General features: G+C 72.7%; 9 protein-coding genes and 1 pseudogene. 3 read left to right on the forward strand and 7 right to left on the reverse strand.

Annotated elements, in window-relative coordinates; genetic code table 11:
- Positions 1 to 219 (reverse strand): annotated as a pseudogene (locus ABZX96_RS37425) (hypothetical protein); the annotation flags it as partial.
- A gap of 414 nt (positions 220 to 633) precedes the next feature.
- A complete protein-coding gene (locus tag ABZX96_RS37430) occupies positions 634 to 1,128 on the reverse strand; it encodes a MarR family transcriptional regulator (RefSeq protein WP_355553947.1) in 495 nt (164 codons plus the stop codon).
- Between the two features lie 126 nt (positions 1,129 to 1,254).
- Between ABZX96_RS37430 and ABZX96_RS37435 the strand changes: the two genes are divergently transcribed.
- Positions 1,255 to 3,306 (forward strand): ABC transporter transmembrane domain-containing protein, encoded by a 2,052-nt coding sequence (locus ABZX96_RS37435; RefSeq protein WP_355553950.1) that lies wholly within the window; start codon positions 1,255 to 1,257, stop codon positions 3,304 to 3,306.
- 56 nt (positions 3,307 to 3,362) lie between these two features.
- On the opposite strand, the gene ABZX96_RS37440 is transcribed toward ABZX96_RS37435, so the two are convergent.
- From ABZX96_RS37440 to ABZX96_RS37460, 5 genes are all read right to left on the reverse strand, one after another.
- Positions 3,363 to 4,586 (reverse strand): SGNH/GDSL hydrolase family protein, encoded by a 1,224-nt coding sequence (locus ABZX96_RS37440; protein ID WP_355553952.1) that lies wholly within the window; start codon positions 4,584 to 4,586, stop codon positions 3,363 to 3,365.
- Positions 4,587 to 4,864: 278 nt separating this feature from the next.
- Positions 4,865 to 5,242 carry a peptidase inhibitor family I36 protein gene (locus ABZX96_RS37445; protein WP_355553955.1) on the reverse strand — a complete coding sequence of 126 codons (378 nt, stop codon included), beginning with the start codon at positions 5,240 to 5,242 and terminating at the stop codon, positions 4,865 to 4,867.
- 160 nt (positions 5,243 to 5,402) lie between these two features.
- A complete protein-coding gene (locus ABZX96_RS37450; protein ID WP_355553958.1) occupies positions 5,403 to 6,086 on the reverse strand; it encodes an LUD domain-containing protein in 684 nt (227 codons plus the stop codon).
- Positions 6,087 to 6,138: 52 nt separating this feature from the next.
- The gene (locus tag ABZX96_RS37455) at positions 6,139 to 7,644 is read right to left on the reverse strand and encodes a lactate utilization protein B (protein WP_355553969.1); all 1,506 of its coding nucleotides are present in this window, start codon (positions 7,642 to 7,644) and stop codon (positions 6,139 to 6,141) included.
- A 358-nt stretch (positions 7,645 to 8,002) separates the two neighbouring features.
- The gene (locus tag ABZX96_RS37460) at positions 8,003 to 8,785 is read right to left on the reverse strand and encodes a (Fe-S)-binding protein (RefSeq protein WP_355553960.1); all 783 of its coding nucleotides are present in this window, start codon (positions 8,783 to 8,785) and stop codon (positions 8,003 to 8,005) included.
- Between the two features lie 201 nt (positions 8,786 to 8,986).
- Between ABZX96_RS37460 and ABZX96_RS37465 the strand changes: the two genes are divergently transcribed.
- A complete protein-coding gene (locus ABZX96_RS37465; RefSeq protein ID WP_355553963.1) occupies positions 8,987 to 9,136 on the forward strand; it encodes a hypothetical protein in 150 nt (49 codons plus the stop codon).
- 316 nt (positions 9,137 to 9,452) lie between these two features.
- Positions 9,453 to 10,793 carry an MFS transporter gene (locus tag ABZX96_RS37470; protein WP_355553966.1) on the forward strand — a complete coding sequence of 447 codons (1,341 nt, stop codon included), beginning with the start codon at positions 9,453 to 9,455 and terminating at the stop codon, positions 10,791 to 10,793.
- The last annotated feature ends 410 nt before the right edge of the window (positions 10,794 to 11,203 follow it).

Consider the following 11,203-nt stretch of genomic DNA (forward strand, 5'->3'; position numbering starts at 1 on the left):
GGCCCCCCCCCCCCCCCCGCCCCCGGCCCCCGCCGGGCCGGGCGCGGCGGCGGCGCTGCCCGCGCCGAGCCCGCCCAGGCCCAGCCCCGCGCCGGCCGCCCCGGCGGTCCACAGGACGGACCGGCGACTGAGACCGCTCTCGTCGGTTTCGCGCTCGGGGGAGGGGCCGGGGCCGGACGCTTCTCCGTGGCCGTGGTTCTGCGATGGTGCCTCGTGCATCGATCCTCCAAGGGAACGGATGGTGCGACGGCAGTACGGGAACCTCGGAACGGATCTTGGCGGTGAGAACTGTGGGGCACAAGAGGTGCGTTGGCACTCTTTGTGCCGTGCGGGCGTTCCGGCCGGAGGGCTGGGAGAGCCGCAGAGCCTTCCGGTCAGCAGAGTCTTCGGGTCAGCAGAGCCTTCCGGCCACAGGCCTGAGGGAACCGCGGGGTCTTCCGGTCGCAGAGGTGGGGGAGCCGCGGGGCGTCCCGGTCACAGGCGTGCGGCAGCCGCAGGACGGGACGTCCCAGCACGCCCCGCCACCCCACCAGGCCGGGAGACAACGGCAAACAGGAGAAAACAGGGGCAAACAACGGCAACCAACAGGCCCCGCCCCGGCCCCCACTTCGTCACCGAGCGGCCCCCACTTCGTTACCGAGCCGCCCGCGCCCCCTCGCCCCGAGGCCCGTCGACCAGCGTCGACAGCAAGCCGCCCAGCACCTCGCGCTGGTCCGGGCTCAGCGGCGCGAGCACGTCCTCCGCCGCGGCCCGGCGGGCGTCGCGCAGGGCCCGCAGTGACGAGCGGCCGGCGTCGGTCAGCTCGATCCTTATGACGCGCCGGTTGGCCGGATCGGGCACCCGGCGCACCGCGCCGCTCGCCTCCAGGGCGTCGACGAGCGTCGTCACGGCCCGTGGCACGACCTCCAGCCGTGCGGCGAGGTCGGCCATCCGCGGTGGGGTGTCGCGGTAGTGGTCCACGATGCGCAGCAGCCGGGACTGCGCCGGGGTGTACGCGATGCCCGCGTCCTCCAGGTGCTGTTTCTGGGCACGGTGCATCCGGCGCGTGAGCCGCACCAGTTGTTCGGCGAGCGGGGAATCCGTACTGCTCTCTGAGGGACACGCGTTCGTCGGATCGGCGGAGGACATGAACGGATGCTATCAGGACTTATCTCATTGTGAGTATAGGTAACAATGAGCTATGCTCGGCGAGTCCCCGTCCGCCCTGTCCCCTCGCCTTCCGGGCGGCCCGTCCCTCACTCCCCGAAGGAGCCCATGCGTCCCGACGAACCGCAGTGGACCCCGCCACCCAAGAGCCCCGACCAACCCCCGGCCCAGGTGCGCCGCATCCTCGGGCTGTTCCGCCCGTACCGAGGCAGGCTGGCCGCGGTCGGCCTGTTCGTGGCCGCGTCCTCCCTGGTCTCCGTCGCCTCGCCCTTCCTCCTCCGCGAGGTCCTCGACGTGGCGATCCCCCAGCGCCGCCTGGGCCTGCTCACCCTGCTCGCCGTCGGAATGATCGTCACCGCCGTGATGACCAGCGTCTTCGGTGTGCTGCAGACGCTGATCTCCACCACCGTCGGCCAGCGGGTCATGCACGACCTGCGCACCGCCGTCTACGCCAAGCTCCAGCGCATGCCGCTGGCCTTCTTCACCCGCACCCGCACCGGCGAGGTGCAGTCCCGCATCGCCAACGACATCGGCGGGATGCAGGCGACCGTCACCTCCACCGCCACCTCGCTGGTCTCCAACCTCACCTCCGTCATCGCCACCGTCGTGGCCATGCTCGCGCTGGACTGGCGGCTCACGCTGGTCTCCCTGCTCCTGCTGCCGCTGTTCGTCTGGATCAGCCGCCGGGTCGGCAAGGAGCGCAAGAAGATCACCACGCAGCGGCAGAAGCAGATGGCCGCGATGTCCGCGATGGTCACCGAGTCGCTGTCGGTCAGCGGCATCCTGCTCGGCCGGACGATGGGCCGCGCCGACTCGCTCACCAAGAACTTCGCCGACGAGTCCGAGCGGCTGGTCGGCCTGGAGGTCCGCGCCAACATGGCGGGCCGGTGGCGGATGGCCACCATCGGCATCGTCATGGCAGCGATGCCCGCGCTGATCTACTGGGCGGCCGGCATGGTGCTCCGCTTCGGGGGGCCGGCGTTCTCCCTCGGCACCCTCGTCGCCTTCGTGTCGCTCCAGCAGGGGCTGCTGCGGCCCACCGTCTCGCTGCTGTCCACGGGCGTGCAGATGCAGACGTCGCTCGCACTCTTCCAGCGCATCTTCGAGTACCTCGACATGCCGGTGACCATCACCGAGCCCGCCCGCCCGGTTGTGCTGGAACGGCCGCGCGGCGAGATCCGCTTCGAGGACGTGACGTTCTCGTACAGAGCCGACGCGGAGGACGAAGGCGCGGAGGACGAAGGCGCGGAGGACGAAGGCGCGAAGGTCGAAGGCGCGAAGGTCGAAGGCGCGGAGGACGAAGGCGGGACCGGTGCCGCGTCCGTGCCTCCCGGCCGTTCGGGCGGCGGCGCCTCCCCAGCGCCCGAGGGCGGCCGGGACGACCGTTCCCGAACGTCCGGGCCCCGGCCCGGTGAGCGCGCTGCCGCCGCTCGCGAGGTACCCGCCACCCTCTCCGCCATCGACCTCACCATCCCGGCCGGCGGCAGCCTGGCCGTCGTCGGCCCCACCGGCAGCGGCAAGAGCACGTTGAGCTACCTCGTGCCGCGCCTGTACGACGTGACGCGCGGCCGGGTCACCCTCGACGGCGTGGACGTCCGGGACCTGGACTTCGACACGCTGGCGCGGGCGGTCGGCGTCGTCTCCCAGGAGACGTACCTCTTCCACGCCTCGGTCGCCGACAACCTCCGGTTCGCCAAGCCCGACGCGACCGACGAGGAGATCGAGCGGGCGGCCAAGGTGGCGCAGATCCACGACCACATCACGTCCCTGCCGGACGGCTACGACACCCTGGTCGGGGAGCGCGGCTACCGCTTCTCCGGCGGCGAGAAGCAGCGGCTTGCCCTCGCCCGGACGATCCTGCGCGACCCGCCGGTGCTCGTCCTGGACGAGGCCACCAGCGCGCTGGACACCCGCACCGAGCACGCCGTGCAGCAGGCGATCGACGCGCTGTCCGAAGGCCGCACGACGATCACCATCGCGCACCGCCTCTCCACCATCCGCGACGCCGACCAGATCGTCGTCCTGGACGGCGGCCGGATCGCCGAACGCGGCACGCACGAGGAACTGCTCGCCGCCGACGGCCGCTACGCCGCCCTCGTACGCCGCGACGCCGACCTCGGCGGGGAGGACGAGCAGGCGCTGAGCAGCACGCCGAGGTGACGGCGGCGGGTCCGTGGTGACCGGGGGACGCCCGGCGCCCGCCGTCTCCGGCGCGGTCACAAGGCCGCGAGGTCCACGGCCTCGGCCATCGCGCGGTAGCCGGCGTCGCCCGGGTGCTTGCGGTCGCCGCAGTCGTAGACGGACGCAAGCGACTCCGCGTCGGACGGGTCCGCCAGCACCGCCGCGAAGTCGACCACCGCGTCGAAGGCGCCGGAGGCGCGGATCCAGTCGTTGACCGTCCGGCGCTTCGCCTCCGCGCGCGGGCTGTGGTACTCGGAGCCCTTGAACGGCGTGATCGTCCCGCCGAGGACCCGCACCCCCGCCGCGTGCGCCCGCGCGATCAACGCCCGGTAGCCCTCGATCAGTTCCTCGGCGGAGCGCGGCGCGTCGGGCTTGTACGTCGGCAGGTCGACCTCGCTGAAACCGATGTCGTTCAGGCCGGCGAGGACGACCACCGACCGGACGCCCGGCTTGTCCAGGACATCGCGTGCGAACCGGTCGCCGGCCCGGTCGCCGAACCAGGGCGAGTCGCTCAGCAGCAGGTTGCCGCCGATCCCCGAGTTGAGGACGGGGCGCGGGGTGCCCGCGTCGGCCAGCCGCCGGGCCAGCGCGTCCGAGTACCGCTGGTCGCCGTCGACGGTGGAGCCGAACCCGTCGGTGATCGAGTCGCCGAAGACGACGACGGTGTCGCGGCGCGGCGCGGCGCCCGCGAGCTCCACGTCGGCGAGGAAGTACCAGGACACCGTGGTCTCCGTGAAGACCGCCGGGTCCGTGGCCGTGAGCTGGTCGCCCTCGGCCCGGTATGCGGTGGCGTACGCCTGCGCGTGGAAGGTCGCGGGTCCGGTCGGCCGCGCGAAGTACAGGGTCACCGTCAAGGACTCGAACGGCGCCACGGTCACCTCGGCCGCGTCGCTGTACAGCTCGCCGCCCGCGGGGATCGTTACCGACGGCGCCCCGGCGAAGGTCAGCGTGCGCACCGACCCCGGCTCGACCGCCGCGCCCCGTCCCGGACGCGGGTCCGTCCGGGCCAGCGCGGCGCCGGTGACCTCCAGGGGCGCGGTCCCGTACCGGTTGGAGAGCTTGACGCGGGCCGCGCCGCCGGTGCCGGTGACCCGGACGACCTGACGGACCGTCTGGTCGGCGAATCCCTCCTCGGCCCAGTTCTTGTGGAAACCGCTGCTGGGACGCTGCACGGCGGCCGACCACCCCGCGTTCCAGTGCGTGGCGGGGGCGGTGGCGGCCGTCCCGGCGCCCCGGGTGTGCTCCCTGTTCGTGGTCATGACGACGGCCTCCCGTTCGATCGCCCGGACCGCTCTTCGGTCCGCTTCGGCGGTGATCGGAAGTCTTCCGGGGGCCCGGAGGAGCACCCAGCCCCGTGCGGTGCATAGGTATGCGGTGCCTACCACCGCGAGGGACACCCTCGCACCGGCGGTTTCCGGACCGCCCGCCGGAATTCCCTTCCCCTACGCGGCGCAGGCGGCGGGGAAAGAAAAAGAACCGCCGCGCGGAAAACGCGCGACGGTCCTTCTCGTTCAGTGATTGCCCGGCCGGTGATTGCTCAGCGATTCACCTCGGTCGGGCCGTATCCGCAAGGCCCTCGCCTCACCGAGCGGGCGGGGAAGCCGAGAAACGGGTTGGACTGACTCGGGTCGAGCTGGACGCGCTGTCCGGTGTAATTCGGCCCCGCGAAGAAGCACCAGGGGCTCTGGCTCTGGTTCCGTGCGCTGAGGGTGGGCGGTTGGCTGAAGGGCTCGTCCTGGCTGATCAGCCGCCCGGGGCCCTGGCCGCCAGGGGCCGCCCACGAGCAGACGCCTTCGACCGGCGGACAGTAGGAGGGTTCCTGGGCGCCCGCCTGCGCCGCGGGCAGGACGACCGTTCCCAGGGAGGCTCCGGCAACCGCGAAAACGGTCACCAGCTTCCTCGCGATGCGATTCATGACCGATCCTCTCGTTTTCTTAAGGGGTCCCCGCGAGCGCAAGACTTTCCGAGCGAGAGAGAGGATAAACGGCACCAATGAAAATGTGTAAATATGAGTTGCGGCCGAAAGGGAGAGTGAGAGGAAAGCCGGGGAATTCCTTTCTCGATTCCCCCTGGCCTCAATCGTCCCTCATTTCGTCGGCCTCCCCACCACTTCCGGTCGTCAGCAACAACACCACGTCCAACACGCGCGGCCCGTGCACGCCCTCCACCCGGTCCAGTTCGATGTCACTGGTGGCGGAGGGGCCGGAGATCCAGGTGAGGGGGCGCGCCGGGTCCAGGCGGGCGAGCGCCCGCGGGACCGAGTCGACGACCTGCCCGGGCGCGCGGACCACGCAGACGTGGTGGTCGGGGATCAGGGTGATGCGGCGGCGACCCTGGTCGGGGCCGCCGTCCAGGACGAGGGTGCCGGTCTCGGCGATGGCCACCGCGCACCCCGTCACGACGCTGTCGACCGCGTCCAGTTCGTCCGGGGTGCTCGCCGCCCGGTCCGGCACCGGCGCGGCCTCGGCGGCGGACAGCCAGCGCGGGTCCAGGCCCGGCGGCACCAGGACGGTACGGGCGCCGCGCTCGGCCAGCAGCCGGGCGATCAGCGCCGGCAGCCCGGCCGGATCGGTGCGGTGCACCGCCGCCCGGTAGTCCGCGAGGTTCTCGGCCAGCAGGTCCACCGTGGCGGCCGGATCGCGGGGACCGTGGTCGCGCCGGTAGTCCCGCGGTACGGGGACGTCTTCGGGGCGTTCGGCGCGCGGCACGTCCGCGAGCGCCCGGCGCACCCGGCCCAGTACGACGTCGCGTCCGCTCATCGCGTGCCCTCCGTTTGCCTCCGTGCCCGCCCGGGGCTTTCGTTCCGCCGGCTCACCGCGTCCCCTCCGTCCCGCTCGCCCCGCTTGTTCCCTTCATCCTGCTCGTCCCGTCCGGCCCCGGTTCGCGTGTGCGGCGCCACCAGTCCCGGAACGACTCCGCGGGGACCGGCGGCAGGTCGCGGGTGTCCGACCAGGCGCGGCCCGGTCCCGGCAGGCGGCGCGGATGGAGCCGGCGGGTGCGGGCCGCCAGCCGCTGGCCCGCGCGCAGCGCCCCGGGGTGGTCGAACGCCCAGGCGGCGGCGCGCAGCGTGGCGCGTTCGGCGGCGTGGCCCTTCGCGGGGCGGACGACGGCCTTGACGCCGTTGCGGGTCACCGTGCCGCCCTCCACCACCCGTTCCCGCAGGTGCACCAGGACCTCGGGGATGTCGATGGCGACCGGGCAGACCTCGTAACAGGCCCCGCACAGCGAGGAGGCGTAGGGCAGCGAGGCGTCCAGCGCGCTCACGGTGCCGCGCAGCTGCGGCGTCAGGATCGCCCCGATCGGGCCCGGGTAGGGCGAGCCGTAGGCGTGGCCGCCGGCCCGCTCGTACACGGGGCACACGTTCAGGCAGGCCGAGCAGCGGATGCAGCGCAGCGCCTGGCGGCCCACGGTGTCGGCGAGGGTGTCGGTGCGCCCGTTGTCGAGCAGGACCAGGTGGAAGGCGCGCGGACCGTCCTCGTCCGTGGTGCCCGTCCACATGGAGGTGTACGGGTTCATCCGCTCGGCGGTGGAGGAGCGGGGCAGGAGCTGGAGGAAGACTTCGAGGTCCTGCCAGGCCGGCACCACCTTCTCGATGCCCACCACGGAGATCAGCGTTTCCGGCAGGGTCAGGCACATCCGGCCGTTGCCCTCGGACTCCACCACGACCAGCGTCCCGGTGTCGGCCACCATGAAGTTGGCGCCGGAGATCCCCACCTTGGCGCGGAGGAACTTCTCGCGCAGGTGCAGCCGCGCCGCCTCGGCCAGCTCGGCGGGCGCGTCGGACAGCCCTTCGGGGGCCGGGCGCCCCCACTGCCCCATCCGGTCGCGGAAGATGTCGCGGATCTCGGAGCGGTTGCGGTGGATGGCGGGGACGAGGATGTGGGACGGCAGGTCGTCGCCGAGCTGCACGATCAGTTCGGCCAGGTCGGTCTCGTACGTGCTGATGCCCGCCTGCGCCAGCGCCTCGTTCAGGCCGATCTCCTGGGTGGCCATCGACTTGACCTTGACGACATCGCGCTCGCCGGTGGCCAGGACGAGCCGGGTGACCAGGCGGTTGGCCTCGGCGGCGTCCGCGGCCCAGTGGACGTGGCCGCCCGCGGCCGTCACCGCGTCCTCCAACTGCTCCAGGTAGTGGTCGAGGTGGCGGAGCGTGCGGTCCTTGACGGCGGCGCCGGCGGCGCGCAGCCGGTCCCAGTCGGAGAGTTCGGCCACGGCCCGGGCGCGCTTGTCGCGGATGGTGTGGGTGGCGTGCCGCAGGTTGGCCCGCAGTTGCCGGTCCCGGGTGGCGGGGCCCGCGGCCTCGGGGAAGGCGGGCAGGCCGAGGTAGACGGCGCCGGGTGCGCGGTGGCCGGTGCCGCCGGAGGGCGCGTCGGGGGTCCCGGCGGGACTCCCGGGGCTGCTCGCCGCGCGGTCACCGGAGCGCGTCACCGAGCGGCCCCTTTTTCCTTGCTCACCGAAGTGCGTCACCGGCCGTTCCTTTCCCTACTGGTCGGGGGACGCCACCGGCCCGTCCCCGTCCCCGCTCGCCGAAGTCGTCACCGGCCCGTCCGCTTCCTTGCCCATCGAGGGGCGTCACCGAGCGGCCCCTCTTCCCTTGCTCACCGAGGGGCGTCACAGGCCCGTCCGCATTTCTCGTACACCGGGACGCGTCACAGGCCGCCCTCCTCCGCGCTCGTCACCACACGTCCCCTTCCGTGCTCGCCAGGATCTCGGCGATGTGGACGGGGCGGACGACGGAGGGGCCGCCACCCGCCGCGGCCCCGGAACGTTCCTGCCGGGCCAGCGTGCCGCCGATGTGCATCAGGCAGGAGTTGTCGACGGCGCACACCGCCGACGCGCCCGTGGCACGGATGTGACGGACCTTGTCGGCACCCATCGCGGCCGACACCGCCGCGTTCTTCACGGCGAACGTGCCGCCGAAGCCGCAGCACTCCTCGGCGCCCTCCAGCTCCCGCAGTTCCAGCCCCTTGACGTGGGCCAGCAGCCGGCGCGGCCGGTCACCGAGCCCCAGCATCCGCAGGCCGTGGCAGGTGGGGTGGTAGGTGACGGTGTGCGGGTAGAAGGCGCCGACGTCCGTCACGTTCAGGACGTCCACCAGGAACTCCGTCAGCTCGTACGTCTTGGGCACCGCCCGCTCCGCGGCGGCGGGCAGCTCCCGCCCGCGTCCCTCGGCGGCGGCCTTCGCCGCCAGCCGCGGGTAGTTGTCGCGCACCATCGCGGCGCACGACCCGGAGGGCGTGACGACGTAGTCGTAGTCGCGGAACACCCGGTCGTACCGCAGCGCCAGCGGCTCGGTCGCGTGCCGGTAACCGGTGTTGAACTGCGGCTGACCGCAGCACGACTGCCCCTCGGGGAAGCCCACTCGCACGCCGAGGCGCTCCAGCAGCGTGACGACCGCTTGCCCGGTGCGCGGGTAGAGCGTGTCGTTCACGCAGGTGACGAACAGTGCTACGCGCACGTTTCCGCTTCCTTTCGGCGGCCCGCGGACCCTGGCGGCCGACCGCCTCCCGGGTACATGATCACGTGTCGGCTCATCCTGCCCCACGGGCGGGAGAAGGAGAAGCACCCCGGACGAGGCGCCTCGGACGGAGCGCCTGGCCGGGACCGCACGGCCCGGGCTCCCGGGACGCCCCGTACGAGTGCCCAGGAGCGGAGAACCATGACCCACACCCAGGATCTCTTCGGGGAACGGACCCCGGAGGGCGGGCGCCCGGTATCGCGGCTGCGGCAACCGGCCGCCGCGTCGGTCGGCGGCGCGGCCCAGTGGTGCGACCGGTTCTCCCGCACGGCGCCCGGACCGCCTACTTGAGCGTCCCTGTCCTGCGTCGACGCAGGTCGGCGTAGGTCCGTGCGTGGTCATTCGTGGGCGGGCGCTGCCGGGCTTCGCCGCCTCCGGCCGGTGTCTTTCTCCGAAGCATCCGATGCCGACTGCTCGCCGACGTGCCTGGCGAGTGGTCAGCGGCCCCTGGGACGAGTGCTTGCCAGGGGGAAGTTCCTGCTCCTGGCGTCAGGCGGGCTCGATGAAGCGGTCGCCGGTGAAGGTTCGTCCGTGGCGCGTGGCGCCACGTCCTTGAGAGATTGGCGCGGCCTGATTGCCGTGCCCGAAGACGGGGAGCTTCGTGATCATGACAGCTTTCAGAAAAGGGCCGGTGCCCGAGGCCGGGCCGGATTCCCCTGCGGGTGAGGGGGCCCATGCGGGTGCCGAGTCCCCTCCGGCGCGCCCCGCGCGGCAGTTGCTCGCCGCCTCGGTGGGCAATGCGGTCGAATGGTACGACTGGTACACCTATACCTTCCTGGCCACGTACATCGCCGCGCAGATCTTCCCCAAGAGCGCGGGGAATTCACTGGTGCCGCTGCTCTCGACGTTCGCGGTCTTCGCGGTGGGGTTCTTCATGCGGCCCATCGGCGGGCTGCTGATGGGCGCGGTCGCCGACCGGCGCGGGCGCCGCGCGGCGCTGACGGTGACCATTCTGCTGATGGGCGGCAGCAGCCTCCTGGTGGGGCTGACGCCGACGTACGCCGCCGCCGGGGTCCTCGCGCCGATCGTTCTCGTCCTGGCCCGGCTGCTGCAGGGGCTGTCGGTGGGCGGTGAGTTCGCCGCGTCGACCACGTTCCTCGTGGAGTCGGCCGGACCCGGACGGAGGGGGCTCTTCTCCAGCTTCCAGTACGTCTCGACGACCATCGGGCAGCTCGCCGCGTCCGGCGTCGCGGCGCTGCTGGTCGCAAATCTCGCGCCCGCCGCCATGGACGGCTGGGGCTGGCGGGTCCCGTTCGTGCTGGGCGCACTCCTGAGCCTCGTGGGCTTCTGGGTCCGGCGCGGCGCGCACGAGACGCGCAGCGGGGAGCAGGACCAGGCGCCCCGCCCCGGCCTCTTCGAGGCACTGCGTCGCCACCCGCGCGAATCGCTGCTGATCTGCGGCATCACCGCGGGCGGCACGCTCGCCTACTACACGTGGACGTCGTACCTGCCGACGTACGCGGAGCTCAACGCCGGGGTGACGAAATCGGACGCGCTGCTGGCGGGCACCCTCTCGCTGACGTTCTTCGCCGTGCTCCAGCCCGTCGCGGGCCTCGTGTCCGACCGCTTCGGGCGCAAGCCGCTGCTGCTGACGTTCGGGATCGGCTTCGCCGCGCTGAGCGTGCCGCTGCTGCGCGCGCTCGACGGCTCCTTCGTCACGCTGCTGCTCGTGCAGTGCGCCGGCATGATCCTGCTGAGCGGCTTCACGGCCATCTCGGCGGCCGTGAACGCGGAGACGTTCCCGGCGCGGGTGCGCGCCGCGGGCATCGGGTTCCCCTACTCGCTCACCGTCGCCCTCCTCGGCGGCACGGCGCCCTACATCGGCACGCTGTTCAAGGACCTGGGGCGGGCCGGTCTCTTCCCCGTGTACGTGGCCGTGCTGTGCCTGGTCTCCTCCGCCGTCTACCTCCGGCTGCCCGAGACCGCCCACCGCCCGCTGGAGCGGTGAGGACGTGGAAGCCGGCCATCCGGGGCGGATCCTTTCTCCGGGGCGTCGGCCGCGACGATCCGGTCACCTACGGCATCTGCGTCCCCGCCGGCGACGAGTTGCAGGACCAGCTTGTGGTGGGAGCCGTCCGGCTTGAGCCACAGCGAGAGGGCGCGGAACGCGGACCAGTCGCCTTTGAGACGCCTGCCGATACCCGTGTAGTCCTGGAAGCCGAAGTCGTAGTCGAACCGCAGGGCCTTTCCGCCCGTCCCGACGGGGGGCGGCCGTCTCCGGCGGCGTCGGATGGACGCGGAAGGACACCGGGCACGGCGCTGCCACCTACCCGGAGCGGGAGCCGGAGAGGTGAGCGGATCGCGTGGGCCCGTCACGCCGGGCCCGCTCGCGCGCGGTCGCGGCGCTCACGCGCCCGC

This window comes from Streptomyces sp. NPDC003077, from assembly GCF_040611095.1.
Taxonomy (GTDB): Bacteria; Actinomycetota; Actinomycetes; order Streptomycetales; family Streptomycetaceae; genus Streptomyces.

Excerpts from the sequence above, each read along its gene's own strand:
- ABZX96_RS37435 (WP_355553950.1), top strand. The coding sequence starts at position 1,255 with ATGCGTCCCGACGAACCGCAGTGGACCCCGCCACCCAAGAGCCCCGAC.
- ABZX96_RS37445 (WP_355553955.1), bottom strand. The coding sequence starts at position 5,242 with ATGAATCGCATCGCGAGGAAGCTGGTGACCGTTTTCGCGGTTGCCGGA.
- ABZX96_RS37440 (WP_355553952.1), bottom strand. The coding sequence starts at position 4,586 with ATGACCACGAACAGGGAGCACACCCGGGGCGCCGGGACGGCCGCCACC.
- ABZX96_RS37430 (WP_355553947.1), bottom strand. The coding sequence starts at position 1,128 with ATGTCCTCCGCCGATCCGACGAACGCGTGTCCCTCAGAGAGCAGTACG.
- ABZX96_RS37470 (WP_355553966.1), top strand. The coding sequence starts at position 9,453 with ATGACAGCTTTCAGAAAAGGGCCGGTGCCCGAGGCCGGGCCGGATTCC.
- ABZX96_RS37450 (WP_355553958.1), bottom strand. The coding sequence starts at position 6,086 with ATGAGCGGACGCGACGTCGTACTGGGCCGGGTGCGCCGGGCGCTCGCG.
- ABZX96_RS37465 (WP_355553963.1), top strand. The coding sequence starts at position 8,987 with ATGACCCACACCCAGGATCTCTTCGGGGAACGGACCCCGGAGGGCGGG.